At 52.5% G+C, this 24757-nt stretch carries 23 protein-coding genes; 13 read left to right on the top strand and 10 right to left on the bottom strand.

From position 1 onward, the window contains the following. Nucleotides 1–20: 20 nt before the first annotated feature. The 9 genes from murC (at nt 21) to mutT (ending at nt 10720) form a co-directional block, all read left to right on the top strand. Nucleotides 21–1496 (top strand): UDP-N-acetylmuramate--L-alanine ligase, encoded by a 1476-nt coding sequence (murC, locus tag U0026_RS18880; RefSeq protein ID WP_062771940.1) that lies wholly within the window; start codon nt 21–23, stop codon nt 1494–1496. Beyond that, nucleotides 1489–2409, top strand: coding sequence for a D-alanine--D-alanine ligase (locus U0026_RS18875; protein ID WP_062771943.1), 921 nt, complete (start codon nt 1489–1491; stop codon nt 2407–2409). The genes murC and U0026_RS18875 overlap by 8 nt, the downstream gene beginning before the upstream one ends. Nucleotide 2410: 1 nt before the next feature. Continuing rightward, nucleotides 2411–3241 (top strand): cell division protein FtsQ, encoded by an 831-nt coding sequence (gene ftsQ / locus U0026_RS18870; protein ID WP_062771946.1) that lies wholly within the window; start codon nt 2411–2413, stop codon nt 3239–3241. Nucleotides 3242–3243: 2 nt separating this feature from the next. Then, the gene (ftsA, locus tag U0026_RS18865; protein ID WP_062771949.1) at nt 3244–4506 is read left to right on the top strand and encodes a cell division protein FtsA; all 1263 of its coding nucleotides are present in this window, start codon (nt 3244–3246) and stop codon (nt 4504–4506) included. 62 nt (nt 4507–4568) lie between these two features. Continuing rightward, on the top strand, nt 4569–5723 hold the full coding sequence (ftsZ, locus tag U0026_RS18860; protein ID WP_062771952.1) for a cell division protein FtsZ: 1155 nt from the start codon (nt 4569–4571) through the stop codon (nt 5721–5723). 100 nt (nt 5724–5823) lie between these two features. Continuing rightward, entirely contained in the window at nt 5824–6741 is a 918-nt protein-coding gene (gene lpxC, locus U0026_RS18855; protein ID WP_062771955.1) for a UDP-3-O-acyl-N-acetylglucosamine deacetylase, read from the top strand. 258 nt (nt 6742–6999) lie between these two features. Then, complete coding sequence (gene secM / locus U0026_RS18850; RefSeq protein ID WP_164717415.1) at nt 7000–7503, top strand: secA translation cis-regulator SecM; 504 nt, start codon at nt 7000–7002, stop codon at nt 7501–7503. 63 nt (nt 7504–7566) lie between these two features. Beyond that, nucleotides 7567–10272 (top strand): preprotein translocase subunit SecA, encoded by a 2706-nt coding sequence (gene secA, locus U0026_RS18845; RefSeq protein ID WP_062771960.1) that lies wholly within the window; start codon nt 7567–7569, stop codon nt 10270–10272. Between the two features lie 58 nt (nt 10273–10330). Further along, nucleotides 10331–10720: an 8-oxo-dGTP diphosphatase MutT gene (mutT, locus tag U0026_RS18840; protein WP_062771963.1), complete on the top strand. Its 390-nt coding sequence runs from the start codon at nt 10331–10333 to the stop codon at nt 10718–10720. Nucleotides 10721–10907: 187 nt separating this feature from the next. On the opposite strand, the gene yacG is transcribed toward mutT, so the two are convergent. From yacG to coaE, 3 genes are read right to left on the bottom strand one after another with little or no spacing between them, the layout of a single operon-like run. Then, on the bottom strand, nt 10908–11102 hold the full coding sequence (yacG, locus tag U0026_RS18835) for a DNA gyrase inhibitor YacG (RefSeq protein WP_062771966.1): 195 nt from the start codon (nt 11100–11102) through the stop codon (nt 10908–10910). 9 nt (nt 11103–11111) lie between these two features. Next, the gene (gene zapD, locus U0026_RS18830) at nt 11112–11855 is read right to left on the bottom strand and encodes a cell division protein ZapD (RefSeq protein ID WP_062771969.1); all 744 of its coding nucleotides are present in this window, start codon (nt 11853–11855) and stop codon (nt 11112–11114) included. Continuing rightward, the gene (coaE, locus tag U0026_RS18825) at nt 11855–12475 is read right to left on the bottom strand and encodes a dephospho-CoA kinase (RefSeq protein ID WP_062771972.1); all 621 of its coding nucleotides are present in this window, start codon (nt 12473–12475) and stop codon (nt 11855–11857) included. Before coaE ends, zapD begins: the two co-directional genes overlap by 1 nt. A gap of 224 nt (nt 12476–12699) precedes the next feature. Between coaE and U0026_RS18820 the strand changes: the two genes are divergently transcribed. Further along, on the top strand, nt 12700–13743 hold the full coding sequence (locus U0026_RS18820; protein ID WP_062771975.1) for a GMP reductase: 1044 nt from the start codon (nt 12700–12702) through the stop codon (nt 13741–13743). A gap of 34 nt (nt 13744–13777) precedes the next feature. Here U0026_RS18820 and hofC read toward each other — a convergent pair whose 3' ends face one another. The 4 genes from hofC to nadC all read right to left on the bottom strand — a co-directional run bounded on the left by hofC (nt 13778) and on the right by nadC (nt 17878). Beyond that, nucleotides 13778–14977: a protein transport protein HofC gene (gene hofC / locus U0026_RS18815; RefSeq protein ID WP_062771978.1), complete on the bottom strand. Its 1200-nt coding sequence runs from the start codon at nt 14975–14977 to the stop codon at nt 13778–13780. Beyond that, a complete protein-coding gene (gene gspE, locus U0026_RS18810; RefSeq protein ID WP_062771981.1) occupies nt 14970–16355 on the bottom strand; it encodes a type II secretion system protein GspE in 1386 nt (461 codons plus the stop codon). Before gspE ends, hofC begins: the two co-directional genes overlap by 8 nt. 15 nt (nt 16356–16370) lie before the next feature. Continuing rightward, nucleotides 16371–16808, bottom strand: coding sequence for a prepilin peptidase-dependent pilin (gene ppdD, locus U0026_RS18805; protein ID WP_062771984.1), 438 nt, complete (start codon nt 16806–16808; stop codon nt 16371–16373). A gap of 176 nt (nt 16809–16984) precedes the next feature. Next, entirely contained in the window at nt 16985–17878 is an 894-nt protein-coding gene (gene nadC / locus U0026_RS18800; protein ID WP_062771987.1) for a carboxylating nicotinate-nucleotide diphosphorylase, read from the bottom strand. An 87-nt stretch (nt 17879–17965) separates the two neighbouring features. Between nadC and ampD the strand changes: the two genes are divergently transcribed. Both ampD and ampE read left to right on the top strand, forming a co-directional pair. Continuing rightward, the gene (ampD, locus tag U0026_RS18795) at nt 17966–18505 is read left to right on the top strand and encodes a 1,6-anhydro-N-acetylmuramyl-L-alanine amidase AmpD (protein ID WP_062771990.1); all 540 of its coding nucleotides are present in this window, start codon (nt 17966–17968) and stop codon (nt 18503–18505) included. 9 nt (nt 18506–18514) lie between these two features. Further along, nucleotides 18515–19369 (top strand): beta-lactamase regulator AmpE, encoded by an 855-nt coding sequence (ampE, locus tag U0026_RS18790; RefSeq protein ID WP_062771993.1) that lies wholly within the window; start codon nt 18515–18517, stop codon nt 19367–19369. Between the two features lie 92 nt (nt 19370–19461). Here the strand turns inward: ampE and U0026_RS18785 are convergent, their stop codons facing one another. The 3 genes from U0026_RS18785 to aroP all read right to left on the bottom strand — a co-directional run bounded on the left by U0026_RS18785 (nt 19462) and on the right by aroP (nt 23378). Continuing rightward, nucleotides 19462–20412, bottom strand: a complete 951-nt coding sequence (locus tag U0026_RS18785) for a glycoside hydrolase family 43 protein (RefSeq protein WP_062771996.1) — start codon at nt 20410–20412, stop codon at nt 19462–19464. Further along, on the bottom strand, nt 20412–21821 hold the full coding sequence (locus U0026_RS18780) for a glycoside-pentoside-hexuronide (GPH):cation symporter (RefSeq protein ID WP_062771999.1): 1410 nt from the start codon (nt 21819–21821) through the stop codon (nt 20412–20414). The genes U0026_RS18785 and U0026_RS18780 overlap by 1 nt, the downstream gene beginning before the upstream one ends. 186 nt (nt 21822–22007) lie before the next feature. Next, nucleotides 22008–23378 carry an aromatic amino acid transporter AroP gene (gene aroP, locus U0026_RS18775; protein ID WP_062772002.1) on the bottom strand — a complete coding sequence of 457 codons (1371 nt, stop codon included), beginning with the start codon at nt 23376–23378 and terminating at the stop codon, nt 22008–22010. A 537-nt stretch (nt 23379–23915) separates the two neighbouring features. Here aroP and pdhR point away from each other — a divergent pair. Continuing rightward, nucleotides 23916–24680 (top strand): pyruvate dehydrogenase complex transcriptional repressor PdhR, encoded by a 765-nt coding sequence (gene pdhR, locus U0026_RS18770; protein WP_062772005.1) that lies wholly within the window; start codon nt 23916–23918, stop codon nt 24678–24680. Nucleotides 24681–24757: the final 77 nt, after the last annotated feature.

Genomic DNA, 24757 nt, shown 5'->3' with positions numbered 1-24757 from the left:
GAAGTGATGGCGTTTAGAGAATGAATACACAACAACTGGCGAAACTGCGTTCTATCGTGCCCGAGATGCGTCGCGTCCGGCACATTCACTTTGTTGGCATCGGCGGCGCCGGAATGGGCGGTATTGCCGAAGTTCTGGCCAACGAAGGGTATCAGATCAGTGGTTCCGATCTCGCGCCGAACCCGGTGACGCAGCAGTTGGCTAAGTTGGGCGCCACCATTTATTTCAACCATCGCCCGGAAAACGTTCTCAATGCGAGCGTTGTGGTGGTCTCGACGGCGATTTCCGCCGATAACCCGGAAATCGTGGCAGCACATGAAGCGCGTATTCCGGTGATCCGCCGCGCGGAGATGCTGGCAGAACTGATGCGTTTTCGTCACGGTATCGCCATTGCCGGGACGCACGGGAAAACCACTACTACCGCGATGGTTTCCAGTATTTATGCGGAAGCAGGACTTGATCCGACGTTCGTCAACGGCGGTCTGGTAAAGGCGGCGGGCGTGCATGCGCGTCTGGGCCATAGCCGTTATCTCATTGCGGAAGCCGATGAGAGCGATGCGTCGTTCCTGCATCTGCAGCCGATGGTGGCGATTGTCACCAACATTGAAGCCGACCACATGGATACCTACCAGGGCGACTTCGAAAATTTAAAGCAGACGTTTATTAATTTCCTGCATAACTTGCCGTTTTATGGTCGTGCCGTGATGTGTGTTGACGATCCGGTGATCCGCGAGCTATTGCCGCGCGTGGGCCGTCAGACAACCACCTATGGCTTTAGTGATGATGCTGACGTGCGCGTCGAAGATTACCAGCAGATTGGCCCTCAGGGGCACTTTACGCTGATACGCCAGGATAAAGAGAATCTGCGCGTGACGCTGAATGCTCCTGGCCGTCATAACGCGCTGAATGCAGCAGCGGCTGTCGCGGTAGCGACTGAAGAAGGGATTGAGGACGACGCTATTTTGCATGCGCTGGAAAGCTTCCAGGGCACGGGGCGTCGCTTTGATTTCCTAGGTGAGTATCCGCTGGCTGAAGTTAACGGCAAAGAGGGGACGGCGATGCTGGTTGATGATTACGGTCATCACCCAACGGAAGTGGATGCCACGATTAAAGCCGCACGTGCAGGTTGGCCGGACAAGAAACTTGTGATGGTATTCCAGCCACACCGTTACACCCGTACGCGCGACCTGTACGACGATTTCGCCCACGTGCTGACCCAGGTTGATGCGCTTTTGATGCTGGATGTCTACGCAGCCGGTGAATCCCCGATTCCTGGGGCGGATAGTCGCTCGCTGTGTCGTACCATTCGTGGTCGTGGAAAAGTGGACCCTATCCTGGTCTCCGACCCGGCGCAGGTCCCAGAAATGCTGGCTTCAGTGCTGACGGGTAATGATCTCGTCTTAATTCAGGGCGCGGGAAATATTGGTAAAATCGCGCGTAACTTAGCTGAAATCAAACTGAAGCCGCAAACTCAGGAGGAACCGCGTCATGGCTGATAAAATCGCGGTCCTTCTCGGCGGCACTTCCGCTGAGCGCGAGGTTTCGCTCAACTCCGGCGCCGCAGTGTTGGCTGGGTTGCGTGAAGCGGGCGTGAATGCTCATCCGGTTGACCCGAAAGAGACCGATGTTACTCAATTGAAAAACATGGGTTTTAAGAAAGCGTTTATTGCGCTTCACGGCCGTGGCGGCGAGGATGGTACCTTGCAAGGGCTTCTGGAGCTGATTTCACTGCCTTATACCGGTAGTGGCGTCATGGCATCGGCGATTTCCATGGACAAATTGCGCAGCAAATTGCTGTGGCAGGGCGCTGGACTGCCGGTTGCGCCTTGGGTGGCAATCACCTCCGACATGTTTGAAAGCGGACTGACTGATGAGCTTTTAAGCCAGGTGGCTGAATTAGGCTTGCCGCTGATTGTCAAACCGAGTCGTGAAGGCTCAAGCGTCGGTATGTCGAAAGTCACTGAGAGTGAGCAATTGACCACGGCGTTAGCACAAGCGTTTCAACATGATGACGAAGTTCTGGTGGAAAAATGGCTCAGTGGGCCAGAATTTACGGTTGCGGTGCTCGGTGAAGAAATTTTACCGTCAGTTCGCATCCAACCTGCTGGAACCTTCTATGATTATGAAGCGAAGTATCTCTCTGATGAGACAAAATATTTCTGCCCTGGTTGTGAAGAATCAACCGAGGAAGCAGCAATGCAGTCTCTGGTACTGAAAGCCTGGAAAGTTTTAGGCTGTCGCGGCTGGGGGCGTATTGATGTGATGCAGGACAATGATGGACAGTATTATCTGCTGGAGGCGAATACGTCACCAGGGATGACCAGTCATAGTCTGGTTCCGATGGCGGCGCGTCAGGCGGGAATGAGCTTCTCGCAGCTGGTTGTACGAATTCTGGATCTAGCGGGGTGATATGTCGCAGGCTGCGCTGAATACGCCCAACCGTGAAGAAGAAGATGAGTATGAGTCTTCACGGCGCAATAATGGAACGCGTCTGGCGGGGATTATCTTCCTGCTGACGGTGTTGTGTACCGTGTTTGTTAGCGGCTGGATCGTGCTGGGCTGGATGGAAGATGCGCAACGTTTGCCTATCTCAAAACTGGTGGTGACTGGCGATCGTCATTACACGCGTAACGATGATATCCGACAGAACATCCTGGCGCTGGGATCGCCCGGTACCTTTATGACTCAGGACGTGAACATCGTCCAAAGTCAGATTGAACGCCTACCCTGGATTAAACAGGCAAGCGTAAGAAAACAATGGCCGGACGAATTGAAGATTCATCTGGTTGAATATGTGCCCATTGCGCGTTGGAATGATCAACACATGGTGGACGCCGAAGGCACTGCTTTTAGCGTCCCAGCCAGTCGTACCAATAAGCAGAATTTGCCGATGCTCTATGGCCCTGAAGGTTCCGCAAGCGAAGTCTTGCAGGGTTATCACGACATGGGCGCGGTGCTCGCGAAAGGGAAATTCACGTTGAAGGTTGCGGCGATGACCGCGCGCCGTTCGTGGCAGTTGACGCTTGATAACGGTATCAAGCTGAATCTGGGACGGGGCGATACGATGAAGCGGCTGGCGCGTTTTATAGAACTGTATCCGGTTCTGGAGCAGCAGGCGCAAACAGAGGGTAATCGGATTAGCTATGTTGATTTACGTTATGACTCGGGGGCGGCAGTAGGCTGGGAACCTGCTCCTGCAGCGGACACTAATCAACAACAGAATCAGGCACAGGCAGAATAACAATGATCAAGGCGACGGACAGAAAACTGGTAGTTGGACTGGAGATCGGCACTGCGAAAGTGGCCGCTTTAGTAGGGGAAGTTCTGCCCGACGGAGTGATTAATATCATTGGGGTTGGCAGTTGCCCATCCCGAGGTATGGATAAAGGCGGAGTGAACGACCTTGAGTCGGTAGTGAAATGCGTACAGCGCGCTATCGATCAGGCCGAGCTGATGGCGGATTGCCAGATCTCTTCTGTGTATCTGGCGCTTTCCGGTAAGCACATTAGCTGTCAAAATGAGATAGGGATGGTGCCAATCTCAGAAGAAGAGGTCACGCTGGAAGATGTTGAAAACGTGGTGCATACGGCGAAATCTGTTCGTGTCCGTGATGAGCACCGTGTTTTGCACGTTATCCCGCAGGAATACGCGATTGATTACCAGGAAGGGATCAAAAATCCGGTCGGCTTGTCCGGCGTGCGTATGCAGGCCAAGGTACATTTGATTACCTGCCACAACGATATGGCAAAAAACATTGTCAAAGCGGTCGAACGTTGTGGTATGAAGGTTGATCAGCTGATTTTCGCTGGATTGGCGTCCAGTTATTCCGTGTTAACGGAAGATGAACGTGAACTAGGCGTCTGTGTGGTTGATATCGGTGGCGGTACAATGGATATCGCGGTTTATACTGGCGGCGCATTGCGCCACACCAAAGTGATCCCGTATGCCGGGAACGTGGTGACCAGCGATATCGCCTACGCCTTCGGTACGCCGCCGAGCGATGCCGAGGCCATTAAAGTGCGCCACGGGTGCGCGTTAGGCTCCATTGTGGGCAAAGATGAGAGCGTTGAAGTGCCGAGCGTCGGTGGACGTCCACCGCGTAGCCTGCAGCGCCAGACATTGGCAGAAGTCATTGAGCCGCGTTACACCGAGCTTTTGAACCTCGTCAATGAAGAGATTTTACAGTTACAAGAACAGCTTCGTCAGCAAGGGGTGAAACATCACCTGGCGGCGGGGATTGTGTTGACCGGTGGCGCGGCGCAGATTGAAGGGTTAGCTGCTTGCGCACAGCGTGTGTTCCATACGCAAGTTCGTATTGGTGCGCCGCTCAATATCACTGGTCTGACGGACTATGCTCAGGAGCCGTATTATTCAACGGCCGTGGGCCTGCTGCACTACGGGAAAGAGTCCCACTTGAGTGGTGAAGCAGAAGTAGAAAAGCGCGTAACCGCATCGGTCGGATCATGGATCAAACGACTCAATAGCTGGTTACGAAAAGAGTTTTAAATTTTAAAGAGACCGAAGACAGTTAGCGGTCTCAGGCGACAGGCACAAAACGGAGAGAAACTATGTTTGAACCTATGGAACTGACCAACGACGCGGTGATTAAAGTCATCGGCGTCGGTGGCGGCGGCGGTAACGCTGTTGAACACATGGTGCGCGAGCGCATTGAAGGTGTTGAGTTTTTTGCAGTCAACACCGACGCGCAGGCACTGCGTAAAACCGCGGTTGGCCAGACTATCCAGATTGGTAACGGTATTACCAAAGGTCTGGGTGCTGGGGCTAACCCGGAAGTGGGCCGTAACGCGGCTGACGAAGACCGTGAAGCGCTGCGCGCAGCACTTGAAGGTGCAGACATGGTCTTCATCGCAGCAGGCATGGGTGGCGGTACCGGTACCGGTGCGGCGCCAGTGGTTGCTGAAGTGGCTAAAGATTTAGGTATTCTGACCGTTGCTGTCGTGACTAAGCCTTTCAACTTTGAAGGCAAGAAGCGTATGGCGTTTGCGGAGCAGGGTATCACCGAGCTGTCCAAGCACGTGGATTCACTGATCACCATTCCTAACGACAAGTTGCTGAAAGTGCTGGGTCGTGGGATTTCCCTGCTTGACGCGTTCGGCGCGGCAAACGACGTGCTGAAAGGCGCAGTGCAGGGTATCGCTGAGCTGATTACTCGTCCTGGCCTGATGAACGTCGACTTTGCAGACGTGCGCACCGTGATGTCCGAAATGGGCTATGCGATGATGGGTTCAGGTATCGCAAGCGGTGAAGACCGTGCAGAAGAAGCGGCTGAAATGGCTATCTCTTCTCCACTGCTGGAAGATATCGATCTGTCCGGCGCACGTGGCGTTCTGGTCAACATCACCGCTGGCTTCGACCTGCGTCTTGATGAGTTCGAAACTGTCGGTAACACCATCCGTGCGTTTGCTTCGGATAACGCGACCGTGGTTATCGGTACTTCACTTGACCCGGATATGAACGACGAACTGCGCGTAACCGTTGTTGCCACCGGTATTGGTATGGACAAACGTCCAGAAATTACCCTGGTGACGAACAAGCAGCAGACGCAACAACCGGTGCTGGATCGCTATCAGCAACACGGTATGGCGCCGCTGACGCAAGAACAGAAACCGGCAGCTAAAGTGGTTAACGACAATACGCCGCAGACCACCAAAGAACCGGATTACCTGGATATCCCTGCGTTCCTGCGTAAGCAAGCTGATTAAGAATTAGCTGGAATTTGGGAATCTGCGCTCTTTGTGCTAAACTGGCCTACCGAATGTATAGTACACTTCGGTTGGATAGTTAATTTGGCGAGATTATACGATGATCAAACAAAGGACACTTAAACGTATCGTTCAGGCGACTGGCGTCGGTTTACATACCGGCAAAAAGGTCACACTGACGTTGCGCCCTGCGCCGGCAAATACCGGGGTCATCTATCGTCGCACCGACTTGAATCCACCGGTAGATTTTCCGGCTGATGCCAAATCTGTGCGTGATACAATGCTCTGTACTTGCCTTGTCAACGAGCATGACGTGCGGATCTCTACCGTAGAGCACCTCAATGCCGCTCTGGCGGGCTTGGGTATCGACAACATCGTTATTGAAGTCGATGCACCAGAAATCCCGATTATGGACGGTAGTGCTGCGCCATTCGTTTATCTGCTGATGGATGCTGGCATTGATGAGCTGAACTGCGCGAAGAAATTCCTTCGTATTAAAGATACCGTTCGTGTTGAAGATGGCGATAAATGGGCTGAATTCAAACCGTACAATGGTTTTTCGTTGGACTTTACCATCGACTTTAACCATCCGGCGATTGATGCAAGCACCCAGCGTTATGCGATGAACTTCTCCGCAGACGCTTTTATGCGCCAGATCAGCCGTGCACGTACCTTCGGCTTTATGCGTGATATCGAATATCTGCAGTCCCGCGGCCTGTGCCTGGGCGGCAGCTTCGATTGTGCCATCGTTGTTGACGATTATCGCGTATTGAACGAAGACGGCCTGCGTTTTGAAGATGAATTCGTTCGTCACAAAATGCTGGATGCTATCGGTGACTTGTTCATGTGTGGTCACAACATTATTGGTGCATTTACCGCGTTTAAATCCGGTCATGCGCTCAATAACAAACTTCTGCAAGCAGTCCTGGCAAAACAGGAAGCTTGGGAATACGTGACCTTCGAAGACGACGCTGAACTGCCGCTGGCGTTCAAAGCACCGACAATGGTTCTGGCATAAGCCCGACCATCTCGTAAATTCGACTGGCAACCTGGCACTCTCTCCGGTCAGGGAACCAGTCGTTTTTTCTTTTTGCCTCTGTAAACTCCCATTTCTGTCATTTGTCTTTTTATAAAGACGACACCCCTGCGCAACCGCTGCTTTCTTAATCTATTTTCGCCAATCAATTTGTCATTCCTACTGATGTAGTGGCGCATTAATGGTAATATCTGGGCGCAAAAATAAAATAATGACAGTAAAACGAAGGTGGAACATTACGTGAGTGGAATGCTGACGCGCTGGCGACAGTTTGGTAGACGCTACTTCTGGCCTCATCTCCTTTTGGGGATGGTTGCTGCTGGATTTGGCCTGCCTGCACTTGCGAATAATACCGAGTCGTCCCTTCCTGCCCGCGCGACGTCCAGCAATCATAGCCCGTCGCAAAAAATAGATTTCACCCAGCTGGCACGGCTGGAAAACAATCGTCGTCCTTCCTTTAACGTCGATTACTGGCACCAACATGCCATCCGTACGGTTATCCGTCATCTCTCTTTTGCCATGGTGCCGACAACGCTGCCGGTTGCGGAAAGCGCTTCGCCGTTGCAGGCGCAGCACCTGGCTTTGCTTGATTCGCTGAATGCGTTACTGAACGTAGAAAGCCAGCCGCCGGTTGTTATCGCAGAGGCCGCGGTTTTACCTGTTTCATCCCCTTGTGCTTTCAACATCCCCGCCTGGGTTAGTCAGGTGCAAGGGATCCGCGCTGGACCGCAACGCCTCGTCTGAAAATAGCCGTATTACTCTTTTATTTTTCTGACTCCGAAATGTCGGGGCGTTTGAGATTTTATTATGTTAATCAAATTATTGACCAAAGTTTTTGGCAGTCGTAATGACCGTACCCTGCGCCGTATGCGCAAAGCCGTTACCGCGATCAACGCGATGGAACCGGAGATGGAAAAACTCTCCGACGATGAGCTGAAAGCGAAAACCAACGAATTTCGTGCGCGCATCGAAAAAGGTGAAAGCGTTGAGAGCTTGATCCCTGAAGCATTTGCCGTAGTGCGTGAAGCGAGTAAGCGCGTATTCGGTATGCGTCACTTCGACGTCCAGTTGCTGGGCGGTATGGTGCTGAATGACCGCTGCATCGCGGAAATGCGTACTGGTGAAGGTAAAACCCTGACCGCAACGCTGCCTGCTTACCTGAATGCGCTGTCCGGCAAAGGCGTACACGTCGTCACCGTCAACGACTATCTGGCACAGCGTGATGCTGAAAACAACCGCCCATTGTTCGAGTTCCTCGGCATGAGCGTGGGTATCAACATGTCTGGCCTGCCAGCTCCGGCGAAGCGCGAAGCTTACAACGCTGATATTACCTACGGTACCAACAACGAATACGGTTTTGACTACCTGCGTGACAACATGGCGTTCAGCCCTGAAGAACGCGTACAGCGTAAACTGCACTATGCGCTGGTGGATGAAGTTGACTCCATCTTGATCGATGAAGCACGTACCCCGCTTATCATTTCCGGCCCGGCTGAAGACAGCTCGGAAATGTATAAGAAAATGAACAAAATCATTCCTCACCTGGTACGCCAGGAGAAAGAGGACTCCGATACTTTCACGGGTGAAGGCCACTTCTCCGTAGACGAAAAAGCACGTCAGGTGAACCTGACCGAACGTGGTCTGGTATTGATTGAAGAGCTGCTGGTAAAAGAAGGCATTATGGATGAAGGAGAGTCGTTGTACTCGCCATCTAACATCATGATGATGCACCACGTTACCGCTGCGCTGCGCGCCCATGTGCTGTTCACTCGTGATGTGGACTACATCGTTAAAGACGGTGAAGTCATTATCGTCGATGAACACACCGGCCGTACTATGCAGGGTCGTCGCTGGTCCGATGGCCTGCACCAGGCTGTTGAAGCGAAAGAAGGCGTGGATATCCAGAACGAAAACCAGACGCTGGCATCTATCACCTTCCAGAACTACTTCCGTCTGTACGAGAAACTGGCCGGTATGACCGGTACGGCAGATACCGAAGCGTTCGAGTTTAGCTCCATCTACAAACTGGATACCGTGGTTGTGCCAACCAACCGCCCGATGATCCGTAAAGATATGCCGGATCTGGTCTACATGACCGAAGCGGAAAAAATTCAGGCAATTATCGAAGATATCCGTGAGCGTACCGCGAAAGGCCAGCCAGTACTGGTCGGTACTATCTCTATTGAGAAATCCGAAGTCGTTTCAAACGAACTGGTGAAAGCCGGTATTAAGCACAACGTCCTGAACGCGAAGTTCCACTCCAGCGAAGCTGACATTGTTGCACAAGCGGGTTACCCAGCCGCTGTGACGATCGCCACCAACATGGCCGGTCGTGGTACCGATATTATGCTCGGCGGTAGCTGGCAGGCTGAAGTTGCCGCGCTTGAAGATCCAACCCCTGAGCAAATTGAGAAGATCAAAGCTGACTGGCAGGTTCGCCACGATGCGGTATTGGCAGCAGGTGGTTTACACATCATTGGTACCGAGCGTCACGAATCTCGCCGTATTGATAACCAGTTGCGCGGTCGTTCCGGTCGTCAGGGTGATGCGGGTTCTTCCCGTTTCTACCTGTCTATGGAAGATGCGCTGATGCGTATTTTTGCCTCTGACCGTGTGTCTGGCATGATGCGTAAACTGGGTATGAAACCGGGCGAAGCCATCGAGCACCCGTGGGTAACAAAAGCGATTGCCAACGCTCAGCGTAAAGTTGAAAGCCGCAACTTTGATATTCGTAAGCAGCTTCTGGAATATGATGATGTTGCTAACGACCAGCGTCGCGCTATTTATAGTCAGCGTAACGAACTGCTTGATGTGTCCGACGTTAGCGAAACCATCAACAGCATCCGTGAAGACGTCTTCAAAGTCACTATCGACGCGCATATTCCACCACAGTCGCTGGAAGAAATGTGGGATATTCCGGGCCTGCAAGAACGTCTGAAAAATGACTTTGACCTGGAACTGCCAATCTCCGAGTGGCTGGATAAAGAGCCTGAGCTGCACGAAGAGACGCTGCGTGAGCGTATCCTGGAAAATGCCATCGAAGTGTATAAGCGCAAAGAAGAAGTCGTGGGCACCGAGATGATGCGCCACTTCGAAAAAGGCGTCATGCTGCAGACTCTCGATTCCCTGTGGAAAGAGCACCTGGCGGCAATGGATTACCTACGTCAAGGTATCCACCTGCGTGGCTATGCGCAGAAAGATCCAAAGCAGGAGTACAAGCGTGAATCCTTCGCTATGTTCGCCTCTATGCTGGAATCACTGAAATATGAAGTGATCAGTACGCTGAGCAAAGTTCAGGTACGTATGCCAGAAGAAGTTGAAGAGATGGAACAGCAGCGTCGCGAAGAAGCTGAACGTCTGGCACAGATGCAGCAGTTGAGCCATCAGAGCGATGATGAGCTGGTCGCGCAGGATCTGGCAGAACAAACCGGTGAGCGCAAAGTGGGTCGTAACGATCCGTGCCCATGTGGTTCCGGTAAAAAATACAAACAGTGCCATGGCCGTTTGAGCTAAGGGCAAATAAGAAATCAAAAGGCGCAGAGAACTGCGCCTTTTTTATGGGTAAAACACGATGAAAATACTGCAAATATCCGTCGGTATCATTCGTAACGCAGAGGGCGAAATTTATATCACCCAGCGTGCTGCCGATGCGCACATGGCGCATAAATGGGAGTTTCCTGGCGGAAAGATTGAAGCGGAGGAGTCGCCTGAACAGGCGGTGATTCGTGAGTTACAAGAAGAGGTGGGGATTACGGTCACTTCGCTACAGCAATTCGATAAACTGGAATATCAGTTTCCGGATCGCCACATCACGCTGTGGTTCTGGCTGGTTGATGGTTGGAAAGGGGAACCATGGGGCAAAGAGGGACAACCGGGGCGCTGGGTTGCGCAACGGGAATTAGTCGCCGGGGAGTTTCCACCGGCGAATGCTCCGGTGATTGAAAAACTCATTCTTGGGTGAAGTAGGTGGCGTTCCCAGCGGCGCTGCGCTTGGCCGGGCTACCGATTGGAAGGCCACCCATTGCGGGTATTCACAGTATCTACGATTCGGCAGCCGTTGTAGGCCGGATAAGGCGAAGCCGCCATCCGGCAATGTGCGCGAAGTCGCGCGGGCCAGTCGCTTGCGCCGACTTCGGGGACACTACACGTTACTGCTGTTCTTCACTCCAGCCATCGCTGTCGGAGAGGTCGCTGCTGCTTGGGATGCGCTTCTCTTCTGCCGCCCATTCGCCAAGATCAATCAGCTGGCAGCGTTTAGAGCAAAACGGGCGGAACGGGCTCTGTTCGCCCCAGATTACCAGTTTGTTGCAGGTCGGGCAGTTAACCGTTGTTACATCTGACATCATCACTCCTTAGCAGCACGCTAGTTCAAAATCCAGACGTTCAGGCACCACACCATTCTCGCTATCCAGCGGCATAAAACGAATGGCGAAGCGGCTCTTATGGCCCGAAATTTGCGGGTAGAGCTGTGATACCAGATCCAGTTTCAGTCGCAGAAGGTCCGCATCGTCACCGTTGTCCTGATAAAAACCGTTCAGACTGGTTTGTTTACGGAACTGGGCAGAGTTACGCACCAGATCCAAAATTAGCGTCAGCGCCTGGTTCAACGGCTCCAGACTGTCTAGCCATGATTCGACCAGTGCATCGCGTTGATGTTGTTTTGAATGTAGCCACACATGCAGGGTCGGTAAATCGAAACTACAGCAGCCGCCGGGAATGCTCAGTCGCTGGCGTACCAGTGCAATCAGGCGGTCTTCACGCAGAAATTGCCCGATACGCGGCGCTGCCATTAGAATACTGCTGCTGTTTTTGAGCTGCTGGCGCAAGGCATCAATTCGACCAAGATCAACGCCGGCAACTTCAGTCCAGGCATTGAGCTTACGTTGCTGACGTTCTAGTTCTTTGAGGAGTTCAGTGCGGATATCGCCGCGCTCGAACACATCCAGTAAATCCCCTAAATTACGAAAAAAATGCAGCGCGCTGGCGTGATCCCTGATGGGTAAATTGGCATTCAATTGCTCATTCAGAAATTCAATACGCAGCCAGGTACGCATTTTTTCATTTAAAGGATGCTCAAAAAGGATGTGGGTGTGCATTACGATTTTTCCTGTGATACAGCCTGCGACGCAAGTCTAAGATAAAGTGCGTGCAAGCGAGCGACATCCGATGCGATTGCATCTGGTGTGCCGTTGTTATTAATAACGTCATCAGCCACGGCCAGACGCTCTTCACGAGAGGCCTGGGCTGCAAGAATATTTTCCGCATGCTCTCGTGACACCTGGTCACGCTGCATGGTTCGGTGAAGTTGAGTGTCGCGCGAGACATCGACGACCAGCACACGATCTGCCCGATGATAGAGTTTGTTTTCTACCAGCAATGGGACCACCCAGAGCACATAGGGCGACGTGGCCTGCGCAAACTGGCGCTGTGTTTCCTGTTGAATCAAAGGATGCAGGAGGGCGTTTAACCAACTTTTATCATCAGGATGAGCAAAAATACGTTCGCGTAAAACCCGACGATTAAGCGCACCTTCAGACGTTAAAATCTGTGGACCAAAATATTCAGCTATCTTAGCAAGCGCTGGCGTACCCGGTTCAACGACCTGGCGTGCGAGAATATCTGCATCAATAACGTAAATTCCCAGGCGAAAAAAAGCATCTGCGACCGTGCTCTTACCGCTACCAATGCCGCCTGTTAACGCTACTGTGTAAGTCATACCGCTTTGCCCTGAAATTTTAGTATGAAAATCATTTGGTTAAAAAACTGACAACCTGAGACACGTCGTTTGATCTGCGCGGTACTATTCGCCAGGTAAATTTATGGGATTGTAGCGTAAAAAAAGTGAAAATCGCAGTCTTGCGAAGCCCTGATTAGTGCGTATGATTGCATTACTGGAGTTGTGCTCTCAATTTAATTGCCATTAACCCCAGGAATCCGCACATGCGTATCGAAGAAGATCTGAAGTTAGGTTTCAAAGACGTCCTTATCCGTCCTAAGCGTTCTACCCTTAAAAGCCGTTCCGATGTTGAGCTGGAGCGCGATTTCACCTTTAAACATTCAGGACAACGCTGGTCTGGCGTACCGATTATTGCGGCGAACATGGACTCCGTGGGCACTTTCGCAATGGCAAAAGCTTTGTCGACTTTCGGTATTCTGACCGCCGTACACAAACACTACACCGTTGAAGAGTGGAAAGCGTTTGTGCAGGCCGAGTCGGTAGATGTGCTTAAGTACGTGATGGTTTCAACGGGCACCTCCGACACTGATTTCGAAAAAACGCAGCAGATCCTTAAACTGAACCCAGCATTGACCTTTATCTGTATTGATGTGGCCAATGGTTACTCTGAGCATTTCGTTCAATTTGTTGCCAAAGCTCGTGAAGCATGGCCGACCAAAACGATTTGTGCAGGTAATGTGGTTACCGGCGAGATGTGTGAAGAGCTGGTGCTTTCCGGTGCAGATATCGTGAAAGTGGGCATCGGCCCTGGTTCCGTTTGTACCACTCGCGTGAAAACCGGTGTTGGCTATCCACAACTTTCTGCTGTTATCGAGTGCGCTGATGCCGCGCACGGTCTTGGCGGTCAGATCGTCAGTGACGGCGGTTGTACCATGCCGGGCGATGTCGCAAAAGCCTTTGGCGGCGGCGCTGATTTCGTGATGCTGGGCGGTATGTTGGCCGGTCACGATGAAAGCGGTGGTAAAGTGGTTGAAGAAAACGGTGAGAAATTCATGCTGTTCTACGGTATGAGCTCAGAGTCTGCGATGAACCGTCACGTTGGCGGCGTTGCACAGTACCGTGCTGCAGAAGGTAAAACCGTTAAGCTGCCATTGCGTGGGCCGGTTGAGTTCACTGCACGTGATATACTCGGTGGCTTGCGTTCTGCATGTACTTACGTAGGGGCATCCCGTCTGAAAGAGCTGACTAAGCGCACGACCTTTATCCGGGTACAGGAACAAGAGAACCGCGTGTTCAATAGCCTGTAAGCCTTCGGACCTATGCTGGCGCTGTGCGCCAGCATTATCCCATCCCGCTAATCGCATCCCCCAGATGAAAAATGGGCAGATACATTGCCACCACCAGCGTCCCAATAATCAATCCCGTCACCATAAGCAGCGCAGGTTCTAGCAGTGATGTCAGGTTTTCCGCCAGATTTTGTGTGCTCTCATTGTGATGTCGTGCCAGATTATCCAACATATCATCCAGCGCACCTGATGCCTCCCCGGTTCTCACAAGCTGCAAACACAGTGGTGTGAATACCTGACTTTTCTCCATGGCTTGCCAGATGGCGCTGCCCTGGGATATTTCCTGATGCAGCTGGTGGATAACGTCATGCCACCATGGACAGGTGAGCGTCTCCTCAACACTTTCAAGCCCCTGTAAAAATGCGATACCGGCACGTTGAGTTAGCGCCAGCACGGTAAAGATTTGGCTCAGCATCTGCCCGCGCGCGAGCTTTCCCATTACCGGTAGCGCCAGCAGTATTTGCTGACGAGCACGTAGCCAGGGGGGATGTTTTTTTAGCGTGACGCTCAACATAATTGGGAGCACAGGGACGACCAATAAGGGAATAAACCACCGCTCTATAAACGAGGCCGTCACCATCACCGCAAGGGTTAGCGCGGGGAGCGGGGTATTAAAGGTACGGTAGATAGCCGTAAATTCAGGCAGCACAAATCCGGTCATGGCAATAACCACCAGGACCGCCAGCGATAAAATAATCATCGGGTAACGCAGTGCTTTTTTAACCTTCGCTGCGAGCTGTAGCTGCGCCTTCTGCTGGCGCGCAAGTTCGATGCAACAGTGCTCCAGCCTACCGGTTATTTCACCTGTGCGGATCATGGACAGATACAGCGGAGGGAATGCCTGTGGCCATTGTCCTAACCCTTCTGATAGCGATGTGCCCTGTGCCAGACGGTTGGCAAGCGTACTGAGCAGTGCGCGCCACTGTGCTATTGGATGCTGCTGGGACAGAAGCGTCAGGCTGTCGGATAGCGTCAGCCCGGCTTGTAGCAGCGTGGCTAACTGGCTAATCACCGAACAACTGTGCTGCGCTCGCCATAATGCAGGATTCACGCGTTGACGCGTTAGCATCACCACGGTGATATGACGCTGCTGTAGCTCGAACAGTACCGCCGGGCGATGGCTGGCCCAGACCGCGCCACTGAGCTCTTCTCCGCTAACGTTCAGACCGCGCCAGCTCCACAGTTTTTCACTCATCTTGCGGGATACCCAGCACGCGCAGAAGCTCTTCGCCGGTGGTGGCACCTTGCTTTACCGCCAGGCAGCTATTTTCAAATAGCGTAGACATCCCTGATTGCCTGGCCTGCTGCATAAGCTCCGCCGGACTGACGCCATGAGCTATTGCCTCACGTAGCACAGGCGTAAGTGGCAGGATTTCAAACAGCGCAAGGCGGCCCTGATAACCATGAAAGCAGTGCTGGCAGCCCGGCGCGCTCCACTGCGGTAGCGGGCGGGGCCAAAGCGTATGGGGAAGCGGAAATTCGTCAGTGCCCTTTTTGCGGCAGTGCGGGCAAAGTTTACGCACCAGGCGTTGTGCGACCACCATTAACAGTGCCGATGAGACCATCCAGCGGGCAACCCCCATTTGTTCCAGACGTACCAGCGTTTCTACCGTTGAATTTGTGTGCAGAGTGGAGAGTACCAGATGCCCGGTTTGTGCCGCGTTTATGGCAATCTCGGCCGTTTCGCAGTCGCGGATCTCACCGACCATCACGATGTCCGGATCCTGTCGTAACAACGAGCGCAAAACGCTCTGAAACGTCAATCCTGCTTTGAGGCTCACCTGAGTCTGGTTTAGCCCCTCAAGGGGAATTTCTATTGGGTCTTCCACACTACAAATATTGATGTTGCTGCGGTTACGGCTTTGTAGTGCACTGTAAAGCGTGACGGTTTTTCCACTTCCGGTCGGCCCGGTGACCAGAATTAATCCCTGTGGTTGGTTTAATGCCGACTGCAACTGTGCCAACGGCTCCGGCGAGATACCAAGCTGCTTGAGGTCCAGCGACTGTTCGACCTTATGCAGCAGGCGCAATACCACTTTCTCACCGTAGCGGCAGGGGAGTGTGGCTATGCGAAAGGAGAGTGGATTGTCGGCAATCTTGACTGTGAACTGTCCATCCTGTGGGAGTCTACGTTCGGCAATGTCCAGCCCGCCAAGTACTTTTAGCCGGGCAATGACGGCAGCCATCAGTGGTAATGAGATAACCGGGAGCGCATGCAGAACGCCATCAACCCGTAACCGTATCCGGAGATGATGTTCGGTGGGCTCGAAATGGATATCGGAGGCACGCTGCATTAGAGCCTGCGCGAGCAAATTGTTCAGCAGGTCTACCGCGTTGTCGCGTTCGTCGGAACGTAGAGACGGCATAATGCTTGCGTTTTGCTGGAGGTGTTTGTCCATTCGCGTTTGATCCCAACACTCAATATCGATGCGTTTTTGTGTCGCAAATCGTAGAGAGTCCATCAACTCGCCCGGCGGAGAACCCACTACGGCGATGCTTAATTCCTCTGCACCGTTTTCCAATAGTACCGCGTGATGGCGTTGGCACAGGGTGAGTAATTGTTCATGCTTCATTATCGACTCCTGAGTTTACTGGGCGTCAAAACGGAAAACATCTTCACAGGCTTGCTGGAGCGCGCTGTCATTTTGAATGTCGCAGGTACGTTGCCAGCCGGTAATGCCGTTGGCGTTATCCCACCCAGGAACCAGGGTGACGGTCAGCCCGTTGAGACTTTCCTGGCCTGTCAGCACGACGGTGCCCTTGGCAATGCTCATGCCTGAGACACAACGGGTGGTTGTGGGGGAGGGAATGCCGTTGCTGCTGGCATTGCAGTTATCTGTACCGCCACGGTCAAGTGCGCATAATTCAACGGCGGTACGGTAGGGGACGAAGGTTTGCAGCATGTCGGTTAGTGCCGCTTTGCGCAGGTAGTTTTGATAGGCCGGAATGCCGATGGCGCTAAGAATGGCGATGATGCCAATAACGACCATTAATTCGATAAGGGTGAAACCTCGCTGTCTTTCCATTTTCTGCTCCTTGCTGAATATGGCGCTACAGTGTCAGAGCACAGAAAATACCGCGAGGGGCAAAAAAGAGCTCAGGAAGCCGGGTTCGAATGTTTCAAATGGGGTTGCAGCAGTGCAGTAGGAAATTGGAAGGGTGCTCGAAAAAATGCCCTCGTTGCGGAGGGCATTAGCGGGGATTAACGAAAACGCATTGAGAGGTCGAGGGCGCGAATATGCTTGGTTAGCGCGCCGACGGAGATAAAATCGACGCCGGTTTCGGCAAATTCACGAATCGTGTCGAAGGTGACATTTCCCGAGACTTCCAGCTGTGCCTGGCCTTGGGTTACTTTCACTGCTTCGCGCATTTTCTCGGTATCGAAGTTATCGAGCATGATGATATCTGCGCCGGCTTTTAGCGCCTCTTCCAGCTCTTTGAGGCTTTCAACTTCCACTTCTACCGGAACGTCAGGGTGCAACCAGAAGGCCTTTTCCACCGCCTGACGTACCGAACCGGAGGCAATGATGTGGTTTTCTTTAATCAGGAATGCGTCGGAGAGCCCCAGACGGTGGTTAGCCCCGCCGCCGCACAGCACGGCATATTTCAGTGCGGTACGTAATCCCGGCAGCGTTTTACGGGTGTCCAGCAATTGGGTGTGGGTGCCTTCGAGCAAATTGACATATTTGCGCACTTCGCTGGCAACGCCTGAGAGCGTCTGCACGAAATTCAGCGCGGTACGTTCACCGGTCAGCAGAACGCGTGAAGGGCCATCAATTTCGAATAGCGGTTGGTCAGCGGTGACAACATCGCCGTCAGCAACATGCCAGGTGAGCTTAACATCATCACCGGCGAGTTGAATAAAGACCTCTTCAACCCAACGTTTACCGCAGAATACGCCGTCTTCGCGGGTGATGACCACCGCATGGGAATGGCTGTTTTCAGGCAAGAGTTGTGCGGTAATATCTTTATTGGCATCAACTTCGCCCCCTAAATCTTCGCGCAGCGCCTGGGCAACTGCATTAGGGATATCAAGGGTGATACGTTCTAGCAGCGCGTCACGTCGATGGTCTGGGTTATAGCGGCGAGGCGGCATGATTAAGCTCCAAAATGGTAACGATGCGAAAGATTGAAACATGCTACTCTGAACCGAGTAGCATAACCACTCATAAGGAGATCCCTAATGCGCTTAGAGAAGGGCTGGCTGGTGGGCATTCGGCAGGTGCCGTCCCCCCATCATGATGACCGCCCGGAGGACGAAGCCCCTTCACTGTTGGTTGTGCATAATATCAGTCTGCCACCGGGTCAGTTTGGCGGTCCCTGGATAGACGCGCTGTTTACCGGCACGCTCGATCCCAACGCCGATCCTTTCTTTGCTGAGATTTCCCATCTGCGAGTTTCTGCTCATTGCCTGATCCGCCGTGACGGGGAAATTGTGCAGTATGTCCCTTTTGATAAACGCGCCTGGCATGCAGGTGTATCGAATTATCACGGGCGTGAGCGTTGCAATGATTTCTCTATCGGGATTGAGCTGGAAGGTACGGATACACTGGCTTATACCGATGCGCAGTATCAACAGCTGGCGGCGTTAACCCAGCTGCTTATCACCGAATATCCGGCGATTACCGATAATATGACCGGCCACTGTGACATTGCTCCCGTGCGCAAAACCGATCCTGGCCCGGCGTTTGACTGGGCCCGCTTCCGCGCGCTGGTCAAATAAGGAGATGACATGACGTTGTTTACCACGCTTTTGGTTTTGTTCGCCGAGCGTCTATTTAAACTGGGCGAACACTGGCAGCTCGACCACCGGCTGGAAGCGCTATTTCGGCGGGTGAAGCATTACTCGCTAGCCGGTACGCTGGTGATGACGTTGGTCATCATGGCCGTGGTGGCGGTTGTTCAGCAGGCGCTGGAGGGGCTGCTGTTTAACGTTCCTTTGCTGATTTTCTGGATTCTGTTGGGGCTGCTTTGTATCGGTGCCGGACGCGTGCGTCTGCATTATCATGCCTATCTGAAGGCCGCTTCTCGCGATGACGTTCATGCTCGTGAGGCCATGGCGAGTGAGCTGACAATGATTCACGGTGTCCCTGCGGGCTGCGATCAGCGTGAATTCTTACGTGAGCTGCAAAATGCACTGCTGTGGATCAACTATCGTTTCTATCTCGCGCCGCTATTCTGGTTCGTAGTTGGTGGCTCCTGGGGGCCTGTTGCGTTAATAGGCTACGCATTCCTGCGCGCCTGGCAGTCCTGGCTTGCACGTTATCGGACGCCGCATCAGCGTTTGCAGTCTGGAATTGACGCTATTTTGCACGTGGTGGATTGGGTGCCGGTTCGTCTGGTCGGCGTGGTGTATGCGTTAATTGGCCATGGTGAGCGAGCGCTTCCGGCGTGGTTTGCGTCATTAGGCGATCGCCATTCGTCTCAGTATCAAGTGCTGACGACACTGGCACAGTATTCACTGGCGCGCGAGCCGCATGTTGATAAGGTTGAAACGCCAAAGGCGGCGGTGTCGATGGCGAAGAAGACGTCTTATGCGGTGGTGGTGGTGATGGCGCTGCTGACTATTTATGGGACGTTGGTGTAGATTTGACAGCGACCCGGGGCGGCGTGAACGCCTTGCCCGGGCTACCGATTGATGTAGGCCGGATGAGGCGTAGCCGCCATCCGGCAATCTGCTTAAAGTGTATCTGCCGGTGGAATGCCAAAGTCCGGCATGCCATCTTCCCGCCAGCACACCGTCTTCAAACGGGTGTGGCGATTCGGGTCATACAGCGGGTCGCCTTCAATCTCTGTGTAGTTCCTCGCGTGATAGACCAGCACATCCTCACCTTCTGGTGTTTGCGTAAAACTATTGTGGCCTGGGCCGTACTGACGGTTTTCATCGCTGGTGGTGAATACGGGCGTCGGAGATTTATGCCAGTTTTCTGGCTTTAGCATATCGGCGTCTTTATCAATCCACAGCAGCCCCATGCAGTAGTTTTCATCAGTGGCGCTGGCGGAATAGCTGATAAACAGGCGGTTGCCGTGGGTAATAACGGCAGGCCCCTCGTTGACCAGAAAGCCCCGACATTCCCAATCGAACTCCGGTTTGCTCAGCAACACCGGCTCGCCTTTTATCGTCCACGGATTTTCTAGCTCTGCCAGATAGATATTGGAGTTTCCGGCAATATCTGGGGATTTCTGTGCCCACAGATACCATTGCTTTCCCTGATGATGGAACGTGGTGGCGTCGAGGCAGAAAGTATCGAACGGCGTTTTCACCTGGCCTTTTTCTACCCATGTCCCGCTTAGCGGATCGGCATCGCTGCACTCCAGTGCAAACATGCGGTGCTGGAACATACCCAATTTATCAAGTTCTTGCGTATGGGTAGCGGCAAAGTAGATATACCATTTTCCATCAATATGATGCAGTTCTGGGGCCCAAATCAGGTTGCCCATTGGGCCATTGTCAGGTTTACGCCAGACGATGACCGGTTCTGCGTGCCGCAGACCATCGAGGTCTGCGGCGCGACGGATCTCCAGCCGATCGTATTCCGGCACCGAGGCGATAAAGTAATACTCTCCTTGATGATGCAGAATAAAGGGGTCGGCACGTTGCTCAATAAACGGATTGGGCCAGTTCTTCATCAGACTTTCCTTGCTTGTTCAGTCGTTTGCAGCTCTTGCTGGTATTCATTCAGTTCGCGGTAGTTGATACGGCGTTTTTCCAGATCTTCCTGGATCTGTTTCATCAGCGTACGGTCAACTTTCAACAGACGAACGACGCCTGCGGTAATCAAATAGCCTACGCCAGGAATAACCGTGAACAGCAGCATAATGCCGTTGATGGTGGTTTCACTCTGCGCTTTAGCCCCTGAATCATAACCGTACCAGGAGAGCAGGAATCCGACCATCGCACCGGCAATCGCCAGCCCCAGTTTCAGGAAGAACAGGTTGCCAGAGAAGCTGATCCCGGTGATACGTTTACCGGTTTTCCACTCGCCGTAGTCATCAACGTCAGCCATCAGCGACCAGTGCAACGGGGATGGAATTTGATGCAGTACGTTCAACAGGAAGTAGAGCACTACGATAAGCGTCGTCGCATGCGGGTCAAAGAAGTAGAAGGCGATGGAGAAAATCGCCAGCACGATATTGGTCCAGAAGAATACCTGCAGTTTACACCAGCGGTCGGTCAACACTTTTGCCAGCATGCTGCCGATCATCATGCCCACCACGCCAAGGCTGATAAAGATGGTGGCGAAGTGGGTGCTTTCGCCCATCACCCAGGTGACGTAATACATAGTGGCGGCCATGCGGATAAAGCCTGGGCAGACGTTGCACAACGTCAGCAGCAGGATGCGCACCCACTGGTCGTTTTTCCAGACGTCTTTTAAATCCTGTTTGAGTTCATCGTTGGTTTGTACCGCCGGGCGCACACGTTCGCGTACGGTGGCAAAGCAGAACAGAAACATGCACATGCCGATAAAGGCCAGCACGGTCATCGCCATCTGATAGCCTTTGGCTTTATCTTCGCCGCCGAACCAGTCGGCCATCGGCAGCAGAGTCAGCGACAGCAGCAGGGTAGCAATACCCACCAGTACAAAGCGGTAAGACTGACAGGCAACGCGCTCTTTGGGATCGTTGGTGATGACGCTACCCAGTGAGCAATACGGAATGTTGATCGCGGTATAGGTGATAGAGAGTAGGAAATAGGTGACAAACGCATAGATAACTTTGCTGCTGTAACTCCATTCCGGCGTGGTGAACATCAGCACGCTGAACAGGGCGTATGGGAACGCTATCCACAATAGCCATGGTCGAAAACGACCGTATTTGCTGCGCGTACGGTCGGCCATTGCGCCCATGATAGGGTCAGTCACCGCATCAATTACGCGAATGGAGAGCAGGAGTACACCAACCAGCGCCGGCGCGAGGCCAAAAATATCGGTGTAAAAATAGTTAACGAACAACATGATAGCGCCGAAGATGATATTGCATCCGGCGTCGCCCATGCCATAGCCAATTTTTTCTCTTACTGACAGTTTATTTGAATTCATCGCCAGATCTCGGTTGAGTTGTATAGCAACGATTATTGGCTGTTAATTCAAAAAAAGCGTAGCAGGATAACGTTATTGATATGGACAAAATTGCTGCTGAAGGGAAAGTGTGAAGCAGGTAACATCGGGAAGGAAGGCCTCTCCGTATGGAGAGGCCTGTGCATAATCGAGTCGCCCGGAGTCGTATTAGTGTGCTTTGGCTGTTTTCACGTTTTTCTGTTTAAACATGTAGCCCACACCCAGAATCACGATCCATACCGGAATCAACCACACGGAAATCGCCATACCCGGCGTCATCACCATAATGACCAGCACCGCTGCCATGAACACCAGACAGACCCAGTTACCCAGCGGGTAGAACAGCGCAGGGAAACGAGTGGTCACCCCTTGCTGCTGCTTAGCCTTGCGGAACTTCAGGTGTGCGAGGCTTATCATCGCCCAGTTGATCACCAGTGCGGAGACCACCAGTGCCATCAGCAGGCCGAAAGCAGACTCAGGTGCCAGGTAATTAATCAGGACACACAGTGCGGTGACGATGGCAGAAACCAGAATGGTGTTCACCGGTACGCCGCGCTTATCGACGTTAAGCAGCGCTTTTGGCGCGTTGCCTTGTTGTGCCAGGCCGAACAGCATACGGCTGTTGCAGTATACGCAGCTGTTGTAAACGGACAGCGCAGCGGTCAGTACCACGATGTTCAGGGCGTTAGCTACAAACGAGTCGCCCAGTTCATGGAAGATCAGGACGAACGGGCTGGTGTCAGCGGTGACGCGCGTCCATGGCATCAGTGACAGCAGGATCGCCAGTGAACCCACATAGAAAATCAGGATACGGTAGATAACCTGGTTGGTGGCTTTGGGAATGCTCTGCTCAGGATTATCGGCTTCTGCCGCCGTGATCCCGACCAGTTCCAGGCCGCCAAAGGAGAACATAATGATTGCCATCATCATCACCAGTCCGGTCCAGCCATGAGGCAGAAAGCCGCCCTGTTCCCATAGGTTACGCACGGTCGCCTGCGGGCCTGCGGTGTCGCTGAACAGCAGCCAGGCGCCGAACAGGATCATGGCGATAACGGCAATCACTTTGATGATGGCAAACCAAAACTCCATCTCACCGAACACTTTCACGTTGGTCAGGTTGATGGCGTTGATAGCAACAAAGAATACGGCTGCTGATACCCAGGTTGGGATCTCAGGCCACCAGAATTGGATGTACTTACCGACCGCCGTCAGCTCAGCCATGGCAACCAGGACATACAGTACCCAGTAGTTCCAGCCCGAAGCAAAGCCCGCAAAGTTGCCCCAGTACTTATAGGCGAAGTGGCTAAAGGAGCCAGCTACCGGCTCTTCTACGACCATTTCGCCCAGTTGGCGCATGATTAAAAAGGCGATAAAACCAGCAATGGCGTAACCGAGAATAATCCCCGGGCCTGCTGATTGGATGACGGAGGCGCTGCCGAGAAACAGACCTGTGCCGATAGCGCCGCCCAGAGCGATCAGCTGTATATGGCGGTTCTTAAGGCCGCGCTTAAGCTGGGAGCCTTGCTGTTGACCTTCCATTGTAAAACCTCGTGTGTGGTTATTATTGTGACGCTGTTGGCGTGTGTACTTAAGAAATTCCGTTTTCTGTATTGTTTTGTTTACGAAAAGCGTTTCTTAAAAAGAGGTAAGACTCTTTCGTCATGAGCAGAATAGTGGTAAGCGCGGAGGAATGCACCTGCTTTATGCAGGGATGAAGTGGGGTTGGATAAAAAGCCGACAACTGTCACGTGAGTGTGCAAATTTTACATTGCAGTAAAAATGCATATTTAAGCAATTAAATGAAAATAAATTCATTAATAATGAAATTGAAACGGTTCAGTTTGCTTAATTTTGTTTTTATTACGTTAATTGTACTTCTTTATAGGTAAAACTATTTTTTGTGCAAAGTTACAATTCTGAAACATCATTTCTGTAATGTTGTTAAAAAGCACCCGGTTTACTGATTTCAATCAAAACCTGTATGGACAGAAGGTGAATACTTTGTTACTTTAGCGTCAAGAACATGAAATTGGTAAGACCAATTGACTCCGGGCAAATGGCTTAAGACAGGAAATCATGGCCTACAGCAAAATTCGCCAACCAAAACTCTCCGATGTGATTGAGCAGCAGCTGGAGTTTTTAATTCTCGAGGGCACTTTACGTCCCGGAGAAAAACTCCCCCCGGAACGTGAACTGGCAAAACAGTTCGACGTTTCCCGCCCCTCCTTACGCGAGGCGATCCAACGTCTCGAAGCGAAGGGGTTACTGCTGCGTCGTCAGGGTGGTGGCACTTTTGTTCAGAGCAGCCTGTGGCAGAGTTTTAGCGACCCACTGGTAGAACTGCTCTCCGACCATCCTGAATCCCAGTTTGACCTGCTTGAAACGCGCCATGCGTTGGAAGGTATTGCCGCGTATTACGCTGCATTACGTAGCACGGATGAAGACAAAACGCGTATCCGTGAACTCCACCATGCTATCGAGCTTGCTCAACAGTCCGGCGACCTTGACGGTGAGTCTGATGCGGTTCTCCAGTATCAAATCGCAGTCACCGAAGCGGCACATAACGTGGTGTTGCTCCATCTACTCCGCTGTATGGAGCCGATGCTGGCGCAAAACGTTCGCCAAAACTTTGAATTGTTATACGCGCGTCGGGAGATGCTGCCGTTAGTGAGCAGCCATCGAAGCCGTATTTTTGAAGCGATTGTCGCCGGGAAGCCGGAGGAAGCGCGTGAAGCGTCCCATCGTCACCTGGCGTTTATCGAAGAGATTCTCCTGGACCGAAGCCGTGAGGAAAGCCGTCGTGAACGCGCCTTACGCCGCCTGGAGCAACGCAAGAATTAATGATTTTTCTGGCAGCAAGTTAACCAGAAGATGTTGTAAATAAAGCGCTCATTAACGCGCGGCAACTAAACGCAGAA

The sequence above is a fragment of the Kluyvera intermedia genome (genome assembly GCF_034424175.1).
GTDB lineage: Bacteria > Pseudomonadota > Gammaproteobacteria > Enterobacterales > Enterobacteriaceae > Kluyvera > Kluyvera intermedia.
This window is presented reverse-complemented; position numbering and strand designations above follow the sequence as displayed.

Excerpts from the sequence above, each read along its gene's own strand:
- nadC (WP_062771987.1), bottom strand. The coding sequence starts at position 17,878 with ATGCCGCCTCGCCGCTATAACCCAGACCATCGACGTGACGCGCTGCTA.
- U0026_RS18780 (WP_062771999.1), bottom strand. The coding sequence starts at position 21,821 with ATGAATTCAAATAAACTGTCAGTAAGAGAAAAAATTGGCTATGGCATG.
- aroP (WP_062772002.1), bottom strand. The coding sequence starts at position 23,378 with ATGGAAGGTCAACAGCAAGGCTCCCAGCTTAAGCGCGGCCTTAAGAAC.
- pdhR (WP_062772005.1), top strand. The coding sequence starts at position 23,916 with ATGGCCTACAGCAAAATTCGCCAACCAAAACTCTCCGATGTGATTGAG.
- mutT (WP_062771963.1), top strand. The coding sequence starts at position 10,331 with ATGAAAATACTGCAAATATCCGTCGGTATCATTCGTAACGCAGAGGGC.
- U0026_RS18785 (WP_062771996.1), bottom strand. The coding sequence starts at position 20,412 with ATGAAGAACTGGCCCAATCCGTTTATTGAGCAACGTGCCGACCCCTTT.
- hofC (WP_062771978.1), bottom strand. The coding sequence starts at position 14,977 with ATGAGTGAAAAACTGTGGAGCTGGCGCGGTCTGAACGTTAGCGGAGAA.
- ampE (WP_062771993.1), top strand. The coding sequence starts at position 18,515 with ATGACGTTGTTTACCACGCTTTTGGTTTTGTTCGCCGAGCGTCTATTT.
- U0026_RS18875 (WP_062771943.1), top strand. The coding sequence starts at position 1,489 with ATGGCTGATAAAATCGCGGTCCTTCTCGGCGGCACTTCCGCTGAGCGC.
- ampD (WP_062771990.1), top strand. The coding sequence starts at position 17,966 with ATGCGCTTAGAGAAGGGCTGGCTGGTGGGCATTCGGCAGGTGCCGTCC.
- ftsZ (WP_062771952.1), top strand. The coding sequence starts at position 4,569 with ATGTTTGAACCTATGGAACTGACCAACGACGCGGTGATTAAAGTCATC.
- ppdD (WP_062771984.1), bottom strand. The coding sequence starts at position 16,808 with ATGGAAAGACAGCGAGGTTTCACCCTTATCGAATTAATGGTCGTTATT.
- ftsQ (WP_062771946.1), top strand. The coding sequence starts at position 2,411 with ATGTCGCAGGCTGCGCTGAATACGCCCAACCGTGAAGAAGAAGATGAG.
- U0026_RS18820 (WP_062771975.1), top strand. The coding sequence starts at position 12,700 with ATGCGTATCGAAGAAGATCTGAAGTTAGGTTTCAAAGACGTCCTTATC.
- secA (WP_062771960.1), top strand. The coding sequence starts at position 7,567 with ATGTTAATCAAATTATTGACCAAAGTTTTTGGCAGTCGTAATGACCGT.
- murC (WP_062771940.1), top strand. The coding sequence starts at position 21 with ATGAATACACAACAACTGGCGAAACTGCGTTCTATCGTGCCCGAGATG.
- coaE (WP_062771972.1), bottom strand. The coding sequence starts at position 12,475 with ATGACTTACACAGTAGCGTTAACAGGCGGCATTGGTAGCGGTAAGAGC.
- zapD (WP_062771969.1), bottom strand. The coding sequence starts at position 11,855 with ATGCACACCCACATCCTTTTTGAGCATCCTTTAAATGAAAAAATGCGT.
- lpxC (WP_062771955.1), top strand. The coding sequence starts at position 5,824 with ATGATCAAACAAAGGACACTTAAACGTATCGTTCAGGCGACTGGCGTC.
- yacG (WP_062771966.1), bottom strand. The coding sequence starts at position 11,102 with ATGTCAGATGTAACAACGGTTAACTGCCCGACCTGCAACAAACTGGTA.
- gspE (WP_062771981.1), bottom strand. The coding sequence starts at position 16,355 with ATGAAGCATGAACAATTACTCACCCTGTGCCAACGCCATCACGCGGTA.
- ftsA (WP_062771949.1), top strand. The coding sequence starts at position 3,244 with ATGATCAAGGCGACGGACAGAAAACTGGTAGTTGGACTGGAGATCGGC.